18 protein-coding genes are annotated in these 16,658 nt (G+C 58.1%); 9 read left to right on the top strand and 9 right to left on the bottom strand.

What is annotated here, in order from left to right:
• Window positions 1–139: 139 nt before the first annotated feature.
• The 5 genes from groES (at window position 140) to AC2TDJ_RS17145 (ending at window position 5,100) form a co-directional block, all read left to right on the top strand.
• The gene (gene groES / locus AC2TDJ_RS17165) at window positions 140–427 is read left to right on the top strand and encodes a co-chaperone GroES (RefSeq protein WP_010441779.1); all 288 of its coding nucleotides are present in this window, start codon (window positions 140–142) and stop codon (window positions 425–427) included.
• A gap of 55 nt (window positions 428–482) precedes the next feature.
• On the top strand, window positions 483–2,123 hold the full coding sequence (gene groL / locus AC2TDJ_RS17160) for a chaperonin GroEL (RefSeq protein WP_480843893.1): 1,641 nt from the start codon (window positions 483–485) through the stop codon (window positions 2,121–2,123).
• A gap of 174 nt (window positions 2,124–2,297) precedes the next feature.
• Window positions 2,298–3,140 carry a DMT family transporter gene (locus AC2TDJ_RS17155; RefSeq protein WP_480843892.1) on the top strand — a complete coding sequence of 281 codons (843 nt, stop codon included), beginning with the start codon at window positions 2,298–2,300 and terminating at the stop codon, window positions 3,138–3,140.
• 38 nt (window positions 3,141–3,178) lie between these two features.
• A complete protein-coding gene (locus AC2TDJ_RS17150; RefSeq protein ID WP_480843891.1) occupies window positions 3,179–3,952 on the top strand; it encodes an alpha/beta fold hydrolase in 774 nt (257 codons plus the stop codon).
• A complete protein-coding gene (locus AC2TDJ_RS17145) occupies window positions 3,949–5,100 on the top strand; it encodes an alpha-D-ribose 1-methylphosphonate 5-triphosphate diphosphatase (RefSeq protein ID WP_480843890.1) in 1,152 nt (383 codons plus the stop codon). Before AC2TDJ_RS17150 ends, AC2TDJ_RS17145 begins: the two co-directional genes overlap by 4 nt.
• A gap of 24 nt (window positions 5,101–5,124) precedes the next feature.
• Here AC2TDJ_RS17145 and AC2TDJ_RS17140 read toward each other — a convergent pair whose 3' ends face one another.
• The 4 genes from AC2TDJ_RS17140 to AC2TDJ_RS17125 form a co-directional block, all read right to left on the bottom strand.
• Window positions 5,125–6,192 carry a 5-(carboxyamino)imidazole ribonucleotide synthase gene (locus AC2TDJ_RS17140; protein ID WP_480843889.1) on the bottom strand — a complete coding sequence of 356 codons (1,068 nt, stop codon included), beginning with the start codon at window positions 6,190–6,192 and terminating at the stop codon, window positions 5,125–5,127.
• A gap of 2 nt (window positions 6,193–6,194) precedes the next feature.
• Window positions 6,195–6,995: an NAD(P)-binding domain-containing protein gene (locus AC2TDJ_RS17135; RefSeq protein ID WP_480843888.1), complete on the bottom strand. Its 801-nt coding sequence runs from the start codon at window positions 6,993–6,995 to the stop codon at window positions 6,195–6,197.
• Window positions 6,947–7,432 carry a 5-(carboxyamino)imidazole ribonucleotide mutase gene (gene purE / locus AC2TDJ_RS17130; RefSeq protein WP_480844004.1) on the bottom strand — a complete coding sequence of 162 codons (486 nt, stop codon included), beginning with the start codon at window positions 7,430–7,432 and terminating at the stop codon, window positions 6,947–6,949. Before purE ends, AC2TDJ_RS17135 begins: the two co-directional genes overlap by 49 nt.
• 77 nt (window positions 7,433–7,509) lie before the next feature.
• A complete protein-coding gene (locus AC2TDJ_RS17125; RefSeq protein ID WP_480843887.1) occupies window positions 7,510–7,734 on the bottom strand; it encodes a YdcH family protein in 225 nt (74 codons plus the stop codon).
• 163 nt (window positions 7,735–7,897) lie between these two features.
• Here AC2TDJ_RS17125 and AC2TDJ_RS17120 point away from each other — a divergent pair, with 163 nt between their 5' ends.
• The 3 genes from AC2TDJ_RS17120 (at window position 7,898) to AC2TDJ_RS17110 (ending at window position 9,510) form a co-directional block, all read left to right on the top strand.
• A complete protein-coding gene (locus tag AC2TDJ_RS17120; protein WP_480843886.1) occupies window positions 7,898–8,311 on the top strand; it encodes an Hsp20 family protein in 414 nt (137 codons plus the stop codon).
• A gap of 5 nt (window positions 8,312–8,316) precedes the next feature.
• Window positions 8,317–8,541 (top strand): DUF1150 family protein, encoded by a 225-nt coding sequence (locus tag AC2TDJ_RS17115; RefSeq protein ID WP_480843885.1) that lies wholly within the window; start codon window positions 8,317–8,319, stop codon window positions 8,539–8,541.
• A gap of 90 nt (window positions 8,542–8,631) precedes the next feature.
• On the top strand, window positions 8,632–9,510 hold the full coding sequence (locus AC2TDJ_RS17110) for a PhzF family phenazine biosynthesis protein (protein WP_480843884.1): 879 nt from the start codon (window positions 8,632–8,634) through the stop codon (window positions 9,508–9,510).
• Window positions 9,511–9,567: 57 nt separating this feature from the next.
• Here AC2TDJ_RS17110 and AC2TDJ_RS17105 read toward each other — a convergent pair whose 3' ends face one another.
• The 3 genes from AC2TDJ_RS17105 to trxB form a co-directional block, all read right to left on the bottom strand.
• A complete protein-coding gene (locus AC2TDJ_RS17105; RefSeq protein ID WP_480843883.1) occupies window positions 9,568–11,286 on the bottom strand; it encodes a bifunctional sulfate adenylyltransferase/adenylylsulfate kinase in 1,719 nt (572 codons plus the stop codon).
• A 196-nt stretch (window positions 11,287–11,482) separates the two neighbouring features.
• Entirely contained in the window at window positions 11,483–13,174 is a 1,692-nt protein-coding gene (locus AC2TDJ_RS17100) for an adenylate/guanylate cyclase domain-containing protein (RefSeq protein WP_480844003.1), read from the bottom strand.
• 201 nt (window positions 13,175–13,375) lie between these two features.
• Window positions 13,376–14,317 (bottom strand): thioredoxin-disulfide reductase, encoded by a 942-nt coding sequence (gene trxB, locus AC2TDJ_RS17095; RefSeq protein ID WP_480843882.1) that lies wholly within the window; start codon window positions 14,315–14,317, stop codon window positions 13,376–13,378.
• Between the two features lie 227 nt (window positions 14,318–14,544).
• Between trxB and AC2TDJ_RS17090 the strand changes: the two genes are divergently transcribed.
• Window positions 14,545–15,045, top strand: coding sequence for an Lrp/AsnC family transcriptional regulator (locus AC2TDJ_RS17090; RefSeq protein ID WP_480843881.1), 501 nt, complete (start codon window positions 14,545–14,547; stop codon window positions 15,043–15,045).
• A 119-nt stretch (window positions 15,046–15,164) separates the two neighbouring features.
• On the opposite strand, the gene AC2TDJ_RS17085 is transcribed toward AC2TDJ_RS17090, so the two are convergent.
• Both AC2TDJ_RS17085 and AC2TDJ_RS17080 read right to left on the bottom strand, forming a co-directional pair.
• Window positions 15,165–15,947 (bottom strand): Hint domain-containing protein, encoded by a 783-nt coding sequence (locus tag AC2TDJ_RS17085; RefSeq protein WP_480843880.1) that lies wholly within the window; start codon window positions 15,945–15,947, stop codon window positions 15,165–15,167.
• Window positions 15,948–16,276: 329 nt separating this feature from the next.
• On the bottom strand, window positions 16,277–16,405 hold the full coding sequence (locus AC2TDJ_RS17080; protein WP_480843879.1) for a hypothetical protein: 129 nt from the start codon (window positions 16,403–16,405) through the stop codon (window positions 16,277–16,279).
• Window positions 16,406–16,658: the final 253 nt, after the last annotated feature.

Genomic DNA, 16,658 nt, shown 5'->3' with positions numbered 1-16,658 from the left:
AAAATCGCTCTCAGATTGTTGACTCAGGGTTTCTGACCTCCTAGCTATGCGTCGTTATCACTCGCAAGGGTCGAGTGCTAACGCCTCGCCATTCGGTGAGGGGAGGATAGATAAACTTTGAGCCCAAGGAGCTGCAAAGATGGCATTGAAACCGCTTCATGACCGTGTGCTGGTTCGCCGTGTAGAGAGCGAAGAAAAAACCGCAGGCGGCCTGATCATTCCTGACAGCGCAAAAGAAAAGCCCAGCGAAGGCGAAGTCGTCGCAACCGGCGAAGGCGCGCGCAAGGACAGCGGCGAGTTGATCGCAATGGCTGTGAAGGCTGGCGACAAAATACTGTTCGGCAAATGGTCGGGCACCGAGGTCCAGGTCAACGGCGAAGAACTGCTGATGATGAAAGAAAGCGACATCATGGGGATCATCGAGTAAGCCCATGCGCTTTCTCTGATCTTCATTCTCAATATTTTTCTCAAGGAGAAACGACATGGCTGCAAAGGACGTCAAATTCGACACCGATGCCCGTAACCGCATGCTGGCAGGTGTGAACATCCTGGCAGATGCTGTAAAAGTAACCCTCGGCCCCAAAGGCCGTAACGTGGTTCTGGACAAGTCCTTCGGCGCGCCGCGCATCACCAAAGACGGTGTTTCGGTTGCCAAGGAAGTCGAACTGGAAGACAAGTTCGAAAACATGGGCGCGCAGATGGTGAAAGAAGTCGCCAGCCGCACCAATGACGAAGCCGGCGACGGCACCACCACTGCGACCGTTCTGGCTCAGGCCATCGTCAAGGAAGGTCTGAAGCAGGTTGCGGCGGGCCTGAACCCGATGGACCTGAAGCGCGGCATCGACCTGGCGACCGCCAAAGTCGTCGAGGGCATCAAAGCTGCTTCGCGGGAAGTCAAAGACTCGGCAGAAGTTGCTCAGGTCGGCACCATCTCGGCCAACGGCGAAGCCGAAATCGGCCAGCAGATTGCAGACGCTATGCAGAAAGTTGGCAACGAAGGCGTCATCACCGTCGAAGAAAACAAAGGTCTGGAAACCGAGACCGATGTTGTCGAAGGTATGCAGTTCGACCGTGGCTACCTGTCGCCTTATTTCGTCACCAACGCAGACAAGATGATTGCAGAACTCGACGACTGCATGATCCTGCTGCACGAAAAGAAACTGTCCTCGCTGCAGCCGATGGTTCCGCTGCTGGAACAAGTGATCCAGTCGCAAAAGCCGCTGCTGATCATTGCTGAGGATGTCGAAGGCGAAGCGCTGGCAACTCTGGTTGTCAACAAACTGCGCGGCGGCCTGAAAATTGCTGCTGTCAAAGCACCGGGCTTCGGCGATCGCCGTAAAGCCATGCTGCAGGACATCGCAATCCTGACCGGCGGTCAGGTCATCAGCGAAGATCTGGGCATGAAGCTCGAGTCCGTCACCATGGACATGCTGGGCACCGCCAAGAAAATCGAAATCACCAAAGACGAAACCACCATCGTCGACGGCGCTGGCGAGAAAGCCGAGATCGAAGCACGTGTTGCTCAGATCCGTACTCAGATCGAAGAAACCTCGTCGGATTACGATCGTGAGAAGCTGCAAGAGCGCGTTGCCAAACTGGCAGGCGGTGTTGCCGTTATCCGCGTCGGCGGCATGACCGAAGTTGAAGTGAAAGAGCGTAAGGACCGTGTGGACGATGCTCTGAACGCAACACGCGCTGCCGTGCAGGAAGGTGTTGTTGTGGGCGGCGGTGTTGCTCTGGTTCAGGCCGGCAAAGCGCTGAACGAGCTGAAAGGCGCAAATGCCGATCAGGACGCAGGCATCAACATCGTTCGCAAGGCCATCGAAGCGCCGCTGCGCCAGATTGCCGAAAACGCAGGCGTTGATGGTGCTGTTGTTGCTGGCAAAGTTCGCGAATCTTCGGACGCGTCTTTCGGCTTCAACGCGCAGACCGAAGAATATGGCGACATGTTCTCGTTCGGCGTGATCGACCCGGCCAAAGTTGTCCGGACCGCTCTGGAAGATGCGGCATCGGTTGCTGGTCTGCTGGTCACCACCGAAGCGATGGTTGCAGACAAGCCGCAGAAAGATGCGCCTGCTGCAGGCGGTATGCCCGACATGGGCGGCATGGGCGGCATGATGTAAGCTGCTTAAGCCATAGTGCTTATGGACGGGGTCGCCTTCGGGCGGCCCCGTTTCGTTATGATTAGCCGCTGCGCGGCTAAGCCTCCGGCGGGAGTATTTACAAAAAGATGAAGGGTAGGGGCGTCTGTGCGAAAGTGAGTGTCAAAACCTCGGCCGACGCGCTATGCCATTGATATGCGACTGTTCTTGCTGACTGCCCTGACCATGTGCGCCTTTGCGGCGAATTCGGTCCTGAATCGTCTTGCCATTGACAGTGGTGCCAGCGACCCGGCTGGTTTTGCCGTCGTCCGCGTATTGGCCGGAGCGCTTGTATTGGTCGTTTTGGTTTCGCTGCGACACGGACCTCTGCCACTGTTTGACCTTCGGCGGATTGTGGGTGCAGGTTCTTTGTCGCTTTACATGATTGGGTTTTCCGTTGCGTACCTGACGCTGGATGCCGGTGTAGGAGCTTTGATTCTGTTTGGTGTTGTACAGATCACAATGTTCGCTGCCGCCGCCGCAATGGGGACGACGCCAACCACGAGACAATTATTGGGCGCAGTTATCGCGCTGAGCGGCCTTACTTATGTTCTTTGGCCTTCAGGTGAGGTTCAGGTTGATCTTCCCGGCGCTGCGTTGATGACAGCGGCCGGAATCGGCTGGGCGGCTTATTCGCTGGCAGGACGGTCCGAGCCGGATGCCCTATCGGGTACGGCGGCAAATTTCCTGGCGGCGCTGCCGGTGACGGGATTGGTGCTGCTGGCAACTGGCGGAACGTGGCAGATGACCGCCTTGGGCTATCTACTGGCCGCGCTGTCTGGCGGTGTAACCTCTGGATTGGGCTATGCATTGTGGTATCGCGTATTGCCGCAGCTTGCCCCGGCCATCGCGGCCGTTGTCCAACTCAGCGTCCCGGTGATTGCCATCGCTGGTGGGGTCGTTCTGTTGGGAGAGGTCGCGACAATAAAGCTATTGTTGGGCGCGGCTCTGGTTCTGGGCGGTATCGCGCTCGCGGTAGTGCGTGTCGGCCGCGGTTAGGGGTTCCCTCACTCCGCCCGAGCGCTTATCTGGCGGGCATGAGATTTCTTGTCGCCCTGCTGTTTGTTCTTGCACCGGTCGCAGCTTCCGCGAAATGTGTTGTGCTGTTGCACGGTCTCGCGCGGACTGAAGCATCATTTTCTGTCATGGAGCAGCTGTTTCGAGCGCACGGCTACACCGTGGTTCGACCCGGTTATCCGTCCACGGATCTTCCGATACCGGATCTGGCCGACCAAACCTTGCCCGATGCCTTTGCTGCCTGCGGCGACGATACGGTCAATGTGGTTGCGCATTCCATGGGCGGTATTCTGTTGCGCTATTGGCTGCAGGGCAACGCGCCAGACAACCTGGGCCGCGTTGTCATGTTGGGGCCGCCAAATCAGGGCAGCCAACTTGTGGACGAGCTGGGCGATTGGGAGGTATTCGGCCTGTTGCACGGCCCGGCCGGTTTGGCGCTTGGAACCGGGCCGGAAGGATTGCCGCGCCGATTGCCGCCCGTGGAGTTTGAATTGGGAGTCGTCGCGGGTGAAAACTCACTGAACCCGGTGTTTTCTTCGCTGATTGATGGCCCGGATGACGGAAAGGTCTCAGTCGAGACTACCAAGGTCCAAGGGATGGCGGACCATATCGTTTTGCCGGTGACTCACACGTTCATGATGAACAACCCGCGCGTCATGGCGCAAGCGCTCCATTTCATCGAGTTCGGCAGGTTCGATCCGCAAATCACTTGGCTTGATGGTGTCATGGACATAATAGACGAGATCTGCATCGGGCAGGATTGTTCGGAACCGGAGTCGGAACCCACGCAATGACATCTCTTGAACTGACATTCACGGGCGCGGATGTCCTGCAGCCCGAGGGCAGCGTCGTGCAGGCAGAGCTCAGCATAGGCCAAGGGCTGGTACAATCGGGCACAGTTGGACGGCGCGTCGACCTGACGGGCTATATCGTTCTGCCCGGAATAATTGATCTGCACGGTGACGGGTTTGAACGCCATATTGCACCGCGGCGCGGGGCGATGAAGCAAATGGCCGAGGGTATTCTCTCGGCCGAGGCCGAACTGGCCGCGAATGGTATTACCACCGCTGTACTGGCGCAATTTCACAGCTGGGAAGGTGGGGTTCGCGGCCCAGAGTTCGCGGCGCAGGTCTTTGAGGCCATTGCGACAGTCAAAGATAGCGTGGTGACCGATCTGATCCCGCAACTGCGGTTCGAAACCCACATGCTGGACGACTATGATGATCTACCAAGGCGTGTTGCCGCTTGGCAGGTGCCCTACGTGGTGTTCAACGACCACCTGCCGCACGACCGTCTGGCCGAGGGTCGCAAACCACCGCGCTTGACCGGCCAGGCGCTGAAAGCGGGGCGCAATCCTGAGGTTCATTTTGACCTGCTGATGAACATGCACGAACGAAAGGATGAAGTGCCTGCGGCGCTTGATACACTGTGCGAGGAGCTGCGCAAGCAGGGTGTTCGGATGGGCAGCCATGACGACGCCACAGCCGAAACAAGGGCATGGTGGCGAAAGAGAGGCGTTTCGATCGCGGAATTCCCTGAGACGCTGTTGGCCGCCGAGGCCGCGCGCGCAGCCGGGGACCATATCATCCTCGGATCGCCCAATGTGGTGCGCGGCGGATCCCATAAGGGCAATGCCAGCGCGCTGGATCTGATTGCGATGGGGCTGTGCGACGCGCTGGCCTCGGACTACCACTATCCCAGCCCGCGCCGCGCCGCGCTATTGGCGGCCAGAACTGGTTTGCTCGATCTCGCAGGCGCATGGGCCCTCATTTCCTCTGGTCCCGCAAATGTGTTGGGGTTGAGCGACCGAGGCACCCTCGCACCCGGAAAACGTGCGGATCTGGTGATACTGCATGCCGATACGCACAGGGTCGCGGCAACAATTGCCGCTGGGCGCATCAGCTATATGTCCGGCGATATCGCAACCCGCTTTATCAATTGAGACAAGCGGGCAATACCGGATCGGTCAGCGAACGATCCGGTTGAAATGGCCCATCTTTCGACCTGGCTTGACATCGGCCTTTCCGTACAGGTGCAGGGCGACATCGCGTTCTCGTGCCAGTTCGGGCACGCGGTCCATATCGTGACCGATGAGGTTCTCCATCACCACGTCCGTATGGCGCTGACCGTCCCCCAAGGACCAGCCGGCCACGGCGCGGATGTGTTGTTCGAACTGATCAACCGCGCATCCGTTCTGTGTCCAGTGTCCCGAATTGTGCACCCGCGGAGCGATCTCGTTCACGATCAGACCTTTGGGTGTTACGAACAGCTCCACTCCCATCACGCCAACATAGTCGAGCGCGTTGAGGATGCTGGCCGCCAACAAAACAGCGTCCGTGCGCTGGGCCGGCGACAGACGGGCAGGGACCGTTGTCGTGTGAAGGATACCGTCCCGATGCACGTTCTCGCCGGGATCGAAGCAGGCAACCTGCCCATCGAGCCCGCGGGCGGCGATGACGGACACTTCGTGGGAGAAATTCACGAAACCTTCCAGAATGGACGGTGCACCGGACATCTCCGCAAGGGCGGCTTCGGCATCCTCGGGTGATCCCAGCCGGGCCTGGCCTTTGCCATCATATCCAAAGCGGCGGGTCTTGAGGATGGCGGGGGCACCGATCCGTTCAATGGCTGCGTTAAGATCTTTCAGGTCCGAGATATCGGCAAAGGGCGCGGTGTTCAGACCCAGATCCTGCAGAAAGGTCTTTTCCGTCAAACGATCCTGACTGACCCGCAAAGCTTCTCGACCTGGTCTTATCGGGCGGTGAGCCTCCAGTACATCCAGCGCATCGGTCGGGATGTTCTCGAACTCGTAGGTGATTACATCCACGGCATCGGCAAAAGCTTTCAGCGCTTCGACATCGTCGTAGGCTGCCGTTGTGACACGATCGGCAACCTGACCGGCGGGCGGGTTCGCGCCGGGCTCATAGATATGGCTAACGAATCCCAGTCGTGCTGCGGCCACCGACAGCATTCGGCCCAGCTGGCCTCCGCCCAGAATCCCGATTACTGCGCCGGGGGCGAGCATTTTCGCCATTTTCAATTCTCCAACCGTTTGCCAATTGCGCTGAGCGCCGCGCACAAGGCATCATGCGCGCGCTGGTCATGCAGGGTTTCTGTCATCTGCAGGCTCAGAGTTCCCTCGGTCGCCAATGCATCGCGTTCTTCAGCCAACCGGCCGGCAGTACCTTTATCCATTGCGGCCAAAAAGCCGGATATCAATTGTGTGGTATAGAATTCTGCCCCATCCGCATCGCCGGTCACCTCGCCCAGCCATTCGGACCCGGTGGCCAACAAATCCAGAATACCCGGCACCATGGCACATATAGCGAAATGGGCATTAAACGCGGATTCGTCCGCGACCTTGATCACCGGGTTCTCGGGTTCGAGCAACTCGGCCAGAAGGTGATCATTGCCGTAGGCTGCCATCGGACAGCCGCCTTGCTCCAGAAATCCCAACGGTATGGTCTGCACACACTCCGCCACCGGGGCGCAGAGCGGACGTAACTGCGCCTCGTTCACGCCCGCCATGACCGAAACGATCCGGTGTTCTGCGCGAAAGCTCAGAGGTTCAAGGATTTCGGCCGCCAAGTGCGGGCGCAGACACAGAAAGACGATCTCGGATTGATCCAGAACGCCTTGTGGGTCTGAAACTGTTGCGTCTATTTCGGCTGCCAGCGCGGCGGATACCGAGGCGCTGCGTTCGGTTACGAATATCTCATGCCCTTTGCCCGCCAGGAATCGCGCGATAGGGGCTGCGATATGGCCGGTGCCGACAAAGCCGATCCGGCTCATCCCTGCGGCTCCTCGGGGATCGAGGCGGACAAGGTCGCGCGCCATGTGTCCAACCTCGTGGCCAGCGCGTCATCCTGCAGCGCGAGTATGCCAGCCGCCATGAGACCGGCATTGGCACCGCCTGCCGACCCAATGGCCATGGTCGCCACAGGAAAACCCCTGGGCATCTGAACAATGGAGTAGAGCGAATCGACTCCGGACAATGCCCGTGTCTGTACAGGTACGCCGATCACGGGAACCCGTGTCTTCGATGCCATCATGCCAGGTAAGTGCGCGGCACCGCCGGCTCCGGCAATTATGACCTGCAGTCCTCGTTCAACGGCGGTCTTTCCGTAGTCCCAAAGGCGGTCGGGTGTCCGATGGGCCGAAACGATACGCTTTTCATAGGCAACGCCCAACTCGTCCAGAATGTCTGCGGCTTCTTTCATTGTCGGCCAGTCCGACTGGCTGCCCATGATGATCCCGACTTTGATCTCGCCCATCCGCTCATGCCCCTGCGATCCAGAAAGAGCGCGCACTATAGCCAAATCCGGTTTTGTGGCAATGCGGTATGGGGGTTTTAGGCAATGATATCGGGGGTCAGGCGGTCCTCGATCAGACGAATGATGTCTTTCAGCCGCAGTTTCTGCTTTTTCAACCGTTTGATGGTCAGCTGGTCGGCCGTACCCTTGGCCTCCAATGCCTCGATCGCTTCGTCCAGATCCCGGTGCTGGCGGCGGAAGACCTCCAGCTCAACCCGCAGAACTTCATCGGTTTTCATGGACAGATCGGTGGGCGCGTTCATTGGCGACTCGGCTTGGTTGTGGTGCTTTTCACACAAGATAGTGTGTCAGGGTTTATCCGGCCAGACCTTGTGGACATCCCCATATCTTCCCATATTCTATAGTACGCGGTTGCCGGAACGGGACCGCCCAATACGTCGCTTTTACAATGAAGGACGAAAAAACGTGTCGAAACTAACTCTTGGCTCATACCCGCATCTTTTGGGGTTCGAGCAGTTGGAACGCCTTCTGGAACGGTCCGCAAAGGCCGGAAACGAAGGGTACCCGCCTTATAACATCGAACAGACCTCGGATTATTCCTATCGTATTACTCTGGCCGTGGCCGGTTTTGCGGAAGAAGACCTGTCGATAACCATCGAAGACCGCCAATTGGTGATACGGGGCCGTCAGCGCGACGACAGCGAGGGGCGCATCTACCTGCATCGCGGCATCGCAGCGCGTCAATTCCAGCGCATGTTCGTGCTGGCCGACGGCGTCGAAGTGGGCGAGGCGATTATGGAAAACGGTCTGTTGCACGTGGACCTGACCCGCGCCGTGCCCGAAACCGTGGTGCAAACGATCAACATAAAAAAGGGGTAAGAGCTATGAATACACCGGTTGAGATCAACACCGAAGGCGATCGTATCGTCTATGTCAAAACGGTTGATGTTGCTGATCTGCCTCGGGATCTTCGTGATCAGGCGGGCGATTTGGACCAGCTTTATGCCGTTCACGATTCGGACGGGCAGCAATTGGCGCTTGTGGCAGACCGCAAGCTGGCCTTTGTCCTGGCCCGCCAGCATGACCTGTCCCCGGTGGCCGTTCACTGAACGGCCCCTTATCCATCTGAATTGACGTGGCATTGGCCGCGACTGAGGCAAAAGGCGCGAACTGCCGTGGCGCAGTACCGGAGGGCGTAGATGGGCTGGTTCGATTTCGATTGGGTGGATGCCTTCAGTGACAGCGCCTTTGGCGGCAACGGATGTGCCGTAGTTCATGGCGGGGCAGGGCTGTCGGATGAGGTCTGTCTGGCTTATGTCCGCGAAACCTCGCTGGTTGAGTGCACATTCACGGGCCCTTCAGAAGTGGCCGATATCCATGTCCGCTATTTTCTGGCCAGTCGGGAAATTCCGTTTGCCGGGCATCCGACCATTGCGACCGTTGCTGCCATGCGGTCGCGTGGCCTGTTTTCCGGAAATGCCCTGACATTGGAAACCGGGGCCGGCATCGTTTCGATTCGGTTGGACGGCGACAGTATCGAAATGACTCAGGTCGCCCCGCAATTTGGTCTGCATGTTGCTGCCGGTCTGGTCGCGGCCGCCGTCAACTTACCTGAAGATGCCATCATCTCGCCGCCTCAGATGGTCTCAACGGGGTTACCGTACTGCATTACTGTTCTGCGCGACCATGAAGCCTTGCGCGCCGCGAAGCTGGATGATCGTGCCCTGTGCAAAGTGGCCGAAGCCGGCGGGTATTCCGGGTCCGACATAGCGGAACCCTTTCTGGTCACACTAAAAGGCGCGACCGAAGACGGCGATACATTCTCGCGCCTGTTGATGGCACCGCCCAGCCCGCCCGAAGATCCTTTTACCGGGTCAGCGACCGGAGCGATGGCGGCCTATCTTTGGAAATACGGATTGATGAACAAAGATACATTTGTTGCCGAGCAAGGCCACGACTTGGGTCGCCCAGGTCAGGCCACGGTCACGCGAGTTGGCAACATTGATGACATGTCCGGTATCAAAGTGGCGGGCAAGGGGTTTGTCCTGATGCGCGGGCAGGTCGATCTGCCGGATTAGGCGGATCAAATGAAAAGGCCCCCGGTGTGCCGGAGGCCTTGAAACGTTCCGGCCAGATCAAGATCCGGCGATCAAGCCCATGCTTTCGAGTTTGAGCAGAACCTGGTGGGCGCAATTGTCGACATCGACATTCTCGGTCTCGACACGCAGCTCAGGGCTTTCCGGCACGTCATAGGGGTCGGAAATACCGGTGAACTCTTTGATCTTGCCCTCACGGGCCAGCTTGTACAGACCCTTGCGGTCACGGCGCTCGCATTCTTCGATACTGGTCGACACGTGGACCTCGCAGAATGCACCGAACGCCTCGATCTCTTCGCGAACCGCGCGCCGTGTCGAAGCATAAGGAGCGATCGGAGCGCAGATCGCGATACCGCCGTTCTTGGTGATTTCGGAGGCGACATAACCGATGCGGCGGATGTTGAGATCGCGGTGTTCCTTCGAGAAGCCCAGTTCGGACGACAGGTTCTTCCGCACGATATCGCCATCCAACAGGGTCACAGGGCGGTCGCCGGTTTCCATCAGCTTGACCATCAGCGCGTTGGCGATCGTTGACTTTCCGGAGCCCGAGAATCCGGTGAAGAACACGGTGAAGCCCTGCTGCGAGCGCGGCGGGAAGCGGTTTCGCAGTTCCTGCACAACTTCGGGGAATGAGAACCATTCGGGGATTTCCAGCCCCTCGCGCAGACGGCGGCGCAGTTCGGTGCCCGAGATGTTCAGGATGGTGACATTGTCCTTATCCTTAATCTCGTCATTAGGCTCGTACTGGGCGCGTTCCTGCACATAGACCATGTGTTTGAAATCGACCATCTCGATTCCGATCTCGTCCTGATACTTGCGGAACAGGTCCTGCGCGTCATAGGGGCCGTAGAAATCTTCACCTGCCGAGTTCTTGCCCGGACCTGCATGGTCGCGGCCCACGATGAAATGGGTGCAGCCGTGGTTGGCGCGGATCAGGCCGTGCCAGACCGCCTCGCGCGGGCCAGCCATGCGCATGGCCAGATTGAGCAGCGACATCGAGGTGGTCGAAGCAGGGTACTTGTCCAGCACCGCCTCGTAGCAGCGCACGCGGGTGAAGTGGTCGACATCGCCGGGTTTGGTCAGGCCGACAACCGGATGGATCAGCAAGTTGGCCTGCGCTTCCTTGGCGGCGCGGAAGGTCAGTTCCTGGTGCGCCCGGTGCAGCGGGTTACGGGTCTGGAACGCGACGATGCGGCGCCAGCCCACCTTGCGGAAATAGGCGCGCAGCTCGTTCGGAGTGTCGCGGCGGGCCTTGAAGTCATAGTGCACGGGCGGTTGGATGCCCGTGATCGGTCCGCCCAAATAGACCTTGCCGGCCACGTTGTGTAGGTAGTTCACCGCCGGGTGAGCGATGTCATCCGCGCCAAAGACTTTTTCTGCCTCATTGGCCTTGTCGGGCGTCCAGCGGTCGGTCACAGTCATCGTGCCGAGAATGACGCCTTCCTGATCGCGCAGGGCAATGTCCTGACCCAGTTCGATTTTCTCTGCGAAGTCTTCGCTGACGTCCAGGGTGATCGGCATCGGCCAAAGCGTGCCATCAGCCAGGCGCATATTCTCGACCACATTGTTGTAATCGGCTTCGCTCAGGAACCCTTTGAGCGGGTTGAACCCACCGTTCATCAGCAGTTCCAGATCGCAAATCTGGCGCGGGCTCAGATCCCAACTGGTCAGGTCTGCCGCTTCAACCTTCAGTTTCTGGGCCGATTCATAGGAAACATACAGTTCGGGGATCGGGGCCAGATTGCTTAACATCGTCATCAGAAAACTCTTGTCGCAGTGGTGTTTTGCCCGTGATTCTCAGGCGTTTGCGAGGCATTTGCCCCGACAGCCCGATGAAGTCCACCGGCGTCAATGGAACAAAGGACGATATGCGCTGATTTTTTCCTGATTGGAAGGAATTTCCAGCCGGGCCCCGAAATTGCGACTTTGGTTCTGCGTATCGGCAACAATTCAATCAGGCAGAGTATGTGTGTTCTCGTTCTCGGGCCGATTGATCGAGATCTGACGCACGCGCCACAGGCAGGGCGGGAACAGGATGCGTAACACCCCGCAGCTGAAACAGACGGATCTGATTCGAGTCGACGTCGATGCCCGCTGCCTTCAGCAGAGTCTCGGAAACCAGCAACTCGACGCCTTGTTCTTTGGTTGCGCTTTCCAGGCGGCTGGCAACGTTTACAGCGTCTCCGATTATGGTGCGAGAGGCGTGCCCTGCCGCGCCAATCTCGCCCAGAACGAGGTCGCCCAGATGTAACCCCATACCAACGCGGATTCGCGGGCTGCCTTCGGCCTCCAACTTCTGATTGAAACCGTCCAGCGCATGGCTGATGTGGATCGCTGCATTCAGACCGGCGCGGGCAGAACGGGCTGCATCTGGTTTTTCGAACACGGCCAGCAGGCCATCGCCCATATACTTGTCCACGACGCCGCCCTCCTCGGTGATCGAGGGTACAATCGCGTCGAAAAATCGGTTCAGGAGGAAAACGATGTCATAAGGCAATTGGCCTGTGGTGCGCGCCGTAAACCCGCGCATGTCCAGAAACAGAACGGCCAACTGCCTTTCCTGCCCCTGACTTGCGTGCCCGCGATTGCGACCGCCATCAGGTCGGAAAACGCGAAACACAGTGATCGGTTCGGTCGGGCGTATCTGACAGGCCAACCGTGTGTGCCCGCTTGCGCCTACTGCTGCCAGGCTGCGGGCCTCAACATCGCTGGGTTGCGGCAGGTCATCGGCGCCGTCCTCGACAATGACCCGACAGGTGGTACACCGCCCCTTACCGCCACACAGTGCCGTGTGTGGGATGCCGTTCGCCTGTGAAATCTCCAGCAACGTCAGGCCTTTCTCCGCGACAACCTCAGGGCCGCGGGCATAGGTGACGCGAACTGAATGTCTGCGCCGCCACAGCTTGCGCCCCAGGTAGATCAGACCCGTCGCGCCAAGCATCAATAGAAACACCGCCACCGCATTGTCTTTGATGCTGAACATGGTCTGGAACGCTTGGGGCGAGGGCCAGTTGTAATGCTCGATATACTGCTCACGCAGGAACTCATCCGAGAAGTCGGTCCAGATGCGCCTGCCTTCTGTCAGAAGCCCGGCCAGTGCGAAGGACGGTATGAAAACAGCGATGCCAATCAGATAAGGGAGCGCATTGCGCCACCAACGGGTTAGGCGCAGCCACATGTGAAGCCCTATGCAGCCATGTATCCAGACAATCAGCAGCAGAAGACTTTGCATCCACACCGCCGAACTGGGCCACATCAGGATGATGATATAACCCATCTCGTCATTTACATCATATATCTCGTGTGCAACGCGCGTCTGAATGATGTGCGAGATCAGCTGCAACGGGATCAGGAAACCAAGCACGATCTGCAAGGCAGAGCTGAACGGCATCCGCAGGGTTCTGCGCTGGGCAATGGACACCAGCGCCAGACCAGCGTGCACGAACAGTGCAACATAGAGAAGCACGCTCATGACGTCGTGTCGCGTGACCGCTTTTCGCCCGTCCTGCATGCCGTGAAGGTAGTCGGTGTGAAATAGACCCAGACCGATATTAATGAAGTGAAAGAACGCAAATATGAACAGGATCAGCCCGCTGCCAATCCTGAGCCGGGTTGCCCACCCACCGCGCCAAAGAGCGTTGTCCAATGCGACCACTCGCAATCACCTCGTTTTCGCAAGTGTGGGCGGCGTCCGGGCGGTGGTCAAGTCACGGGTCGATCCCAATTGAGGCGATGTCATGCAAGGTCAAACCGCATAGCTGATTGATCCGGCTCAAGAATGGTCGGAATTGCACCAGTTTCAAACCGGAAGGAAACCGCCGCCCGAACCGGGTTATTCAGTCGTTGTTTACTCTTGCTCCGCCAGGAACCGTTCGGCATCAAGTGCAGCCATGCATCCCATGCCTGCGCTGGTCACAGCCTGACGGTAGACGTGGTCGGTCAGGTCTCCGGCGGCAAAGACGCCGGGAACCGAAGTTTCGGTCGTTCCGGGTTTGGTCACGACGTAGCCACCCATATGAGTCTCGAGCGAGTCCTTGACCAGTTCGTTGGCCGGCGCGTGACCGATGGCGACAAAGACGCCCTTGCACGGGATTTCGGTGATTTCGCCCGTCTTGACGTTCTTGACACGAACACCTTCGACACCAAGCGGCGCATCGGTCCCGATCACCTCGTCCAGCTCATGGAACCAGAGCGGCTCGATCTTTTCGTTTTTGAATAGGCGATCCTGCAATATTTTCTCTGCGCGCAGTTCATCACGGCGGTGGATCAGGGTGACCTTGCTGGCGAAATTGGTCAGAAAAAGGGCTTCTTCGACCGCGGTGTTGCCGCCGCCGATCACCACGATCTCCTGCCCGCGGTAAAAGAAACCGTCGCAAGTTGCACAGGCCGAAACGCCAAAGCCTTTGAATTTTTCTTCCGACGGCAGGCCCAGCCATTTCGCGCGGGCACCGGTCGCAAGTATGACCGCATCGGCGGTATATGTGGTGCCGTTGTCACCTTTGGCTTTGAACGGGCGCTGGTTCAGATCCAGATCGCTAATGATATCGCCAACCACCTCGCACCCCATGGCTTTGACGTGATCTTGCATCCGAACCATCAGGTCGGGGCCCTGAACCTCAGTATCGCCGGGCCAGTTTTCGACCTCGGTCGTGGTTGTCAACTGGCCGCCGGGTTCGATTCCCTGCACCAGGATGGGCTCCAGCATTGCCCGGCTCGCGTAAACGCCGGCGGTATATCCTGCGGGCCCTGATCCGATGATCAAAACCTTGGTGTGTCGTGTGTCGCCCATTGTACCCCCACTCAATCTGCCTCGGTGGACTATTTGTCCGGTGCGCTTCGATATAGCGACCACAGGGCGGGGCTTAAAGCCCCTTCCTTTTGCCAGCCGGATATGCGTTCCTTGCATGGTATTTCCGACTGAAATCCGTTGAGAACTAAGGATATTGCGTATCTGCGAAATATTATTGCGCATTTCCGGTCTGCTGTTATAACAACCGAAAAAATCAGGAGCTTTTTATGGTCACGACTCGGCTGGATGAAATCGACCGCAAGATTCTGGCGGAATTGCAGGCGGACGGTCGCATGACCAATGTGGAACTGGCCAAACGGGTGGGAATCTCGGCTCCGCCCTGCCTTCGACGGGTGCGTACGCTGGAAGAGTCCGGCTATATCCGGGGATACCACGCCGAAGTGAATGCCCGCGAACTGGGTTTCGAGGTGCAGGTCTTCGCCATGGTTGGGCTGGAAAGTCAGGCTGAATCCGAGCTGAGCGCATTTGAAGAGCGGTGCCGCGAATGGCCGCTGGTCCGCGAATGCCACATGTTGAATGGCGAAGTTGACTTCATCCTGAAATGCGTCGCACCGGATCTCAGCAGTTTTCAGCAGTTTCTGACCGGCGAACTACTGACCACGCCGAACGTGGCCAGTGTCAAGACATCTCTGGTTATCCGAGGCGCAAAAGACGAGCCAGGCGTACCATTTGACGTGCTGGAAGACCGGATGAACCGTACGGCCTGACACCTGTTGCAGCGTCACTTGCGCAACAGGGCCGCAAAAACGCGGCAACGGTTAGGGAAAAGCCCCACCATAAAATTATCTGCATGATGCCCCCACACTTGCAGTAATCGTTAATGTACTTACGCGGTAATCGCGTCGATCTCACCATCTCCGGCCCGCGGGAAAAGCAGCGGGCCGAAATCATTCAGTGATTCTATATGAGAGAATAAATTGAGGTAAATAGAACGCAAGGATTGACTGATCATCCGAGCGGCGTTGATGCCGGGATGATACGTTTCGAATTGCAGCCCATCGACCCGAATGACAGAATGGCGTGGAAGGCAGATGTGAAACAATTCGACCGGAGTAGGCGGCAATGTTTCGATCACGCTCATGCCGTCCTGGAATTCGTACACTGGTGTCAACATGGGCTGGCCACCGTTGAGATGACGCATGTGTGCAGGCGTTCCCAGCAGCCGCGCTGCCGGACCGGTGATCACGCCTGACATTGGTTTCTGCATACCGAACGTGTCAGCCATGATCCGTGTCAGGGGTCGTGTACGCCCGCGAGAATCAACGCGCCCGGGAATCAGTGTGACGGAGCCTTTCCAAAGGACCGGTTGCGACGCCCCGTCCTGGGTCAGCACAGTATCCCCCGGCAACAGATCTTCGATGGCCGTCGGTCCCATTTCCGTCTCGACGAGCGAACCGCGTGTGAAGGCGCAGAACGCGTCCTCGAACATCGGCAGGGCCGGCGCGATGTGGCGTGTCTGGGAAACGTCGCCGTTTTCCAACAGCGTGCTGACTTCATAGCGCCGCAGCTGCGCCTTTGGTTTGGATGCAGGTCTGGGTGCGTCCCGTAAAAGGGCCGATGTTTCGACCGCGTTTCTGGCTGCACGCGACAGCGAATTTGGAATAGTCATTTATATTCCGTCCCCTCTAAAACTCCGTTTTGGCGGGGTGAACCCCCGTGCATTCCCACCAAACCGTCTTGTTCTTTGTCTGAATCGAGGGGCTGAAGCAGCACGGTGCCATCAAGGCGAACAGCTGCGACAGAAAATTGTGATCTTCTGGTCAATATTCCGACCCCCCAGACAAACTCATTACTCGCAGGCGAAAATTACCTGCTCACACGCGCTCCGAAAGAAACCGCCGCAGAACCCATCTGCAGCAACACACACCAGGTCGAAGCAACCTCCGATGTGCGGCTTGCCCGTTGGAGCCGGCAGCATGGCTCCGTGGGGTTGGTGTGTCAGCGGCGTGCGGCCAGACGGCGCGCGACTCTGACAGAATGGCTTGAAACCCGCTTCCAGGGCATTTCAGGTTCCTGATCCCGGATGGCCGCAACAACGGCACTGAGAAAGCGCGATTTCGACTTCATATTGGGTCCTGCTCATTTGGGGTTTGAACCCCGGTTTCCGGTTATGACCTTAAAGTGACGCCCATTTGAGGCGCGGATAAGGCTGATCCGGGATGAATTCAGGACAAAATGAAGGTTATTGGTACTCCTTGGTTAACCAGATCAGGCAGGTCAGGGTGAAGTACCGGGTAACTGCCTGAGGACTAGTGAAAACTTGAAACGATTCTGATTCAGATAAACACAATGAATGTGGCAGAATCTGGGCAGAGCTGCC

This window comes from Ruegeria sp. HKCCD6647-2 (genome assembly GCF_057221075.1).
The sequence above is the reverse complement of the archived record's forward strand: the minus strand, read 5'-3'. Positions and strand labels throughout refer to the sequence as shown.

What these genes read in the sequence shown, in the direction of transcription:
- groES (WP_010441779.1), top strand. Translation starts at nt 140, where the DNA reads ATGGCATTGAAACCGCTTCATGACCGTGTGCTGGTTCGCCGTGTAGAG.
- groL (WP_480843893.1), top strand. Translation starts at nt 483, where the DNA reads ATGGCTGCAAAGGACGTCAAATTCGACACCGATGCCCGTAACCGCATG.
- AC2TDJ_RS17155 (WP_480843892.1), top strand. Translation starts at nt 2,298, where the DNA reads ATGCGACTGTTCTTGCTGACTGCCCTGACCATGTGCGCCTTTGCGGCG.
- AC2TDJ_RS17150 (WP_480843891.1), top strand. Translation starts at nt 3,179, where the DNA reads ATGAGATTTCTTGTCGCCCTGCTGTTTGTTCTTGCACCGGTCGCAGCT.
- AC2TDJ_RS17145 (WP_480843890.1), top strand. Translation starts at nt 3,949, where the DNA reads ATGACATCTCTTGAACTGACATTCACGGGCGCGGATGTCCTGCAGCCC.
- AC2TDJ_RS17140 (WP_480843889.1), bottom strand. Translation starts at nt 6,192, where the DNA reads ATGGCGAAAATGCTCGCCCCCGGCGCAGTAATCGGGATTCTGGGCGGA.
- AC2TDJ_RS17135 (WP_480843888.1), bottom strand. Translation starts at nt 6,995, where the DNA reads ATGGCGCGCGACCTTGTCCGCCTCGATCCCCGAGGAGCCGCAGGGATG.
- purE (WP_480844004.1), bottom strand. Translation starts at nt 7,432, where the DNA reads ATGGGCGAGATCAAAGTCGGGATCATCATGGGCAGCCAGTCGGACTGG.
- AC2TDJ_RS17125 (WP_480843887.1), bottom strand. Translation starts at nt 7,734, where the DNA reads ATGAACGCGCCCACCGATCTGTCCATGAAAACCGATGAAGTTCTGCGG.
- AC2TDJ_RS17115 (WP_480843885.1), top strand. Translation starts at nt 8,317, where the DNA reads ATGAATACACCGGTTGAGATCAACACCGAAGGCGATCGTATCGTCTAT.
- AC2TDJ_RS17110 (WP_480843884.1), top strand. Translation starts at nt 8,632, where the DNA reads ATGGGCTGGTTCGATTTCGATTGGGTGGATGCCTTCAGTGACAGCGCC.
- AC2TDJ_RS17105 (WP_480843883.1), bottom strand. Translation starts at nt 11,286, where the DNA reads ATGACGATGTTAAGCAATCTGGCCCCGATCCCCGAACTGTATGTTTCC.
- trxB (WP_480843882.1), bottom strand. Translation starts at nt 14,317, where the DNA reads ATGGGCGACACACGACACACCAAGGTTTTGATCATCGGATCAGGGCCC.
- AC2TDJ_RS17090 (WP_480843881.1), top strand. Translation starts at nt 14,545, where the DNA reads ATGGTCACGACTCGGCTGGATGAAATCGACCGCAAGATTCTGGCGGAA.
- AC2TDJ_RS17085 (WP_480843880.1), bottom strand. Translation starts at nt 15,947, where the DNA reads ATGACTATTCCAAATTCGCTGTCGCGTGCAGCCAGAAACGCGGTCGAA.
- AC2TDJ_RS17080 (WP_480843879.1), bottom strand. Translation starts at nt 16,405, where the DNA reads ATGAAGTCGAAATCGCGCTTTCTCAGTGCCGTTGTTGCGGCCATCCGG.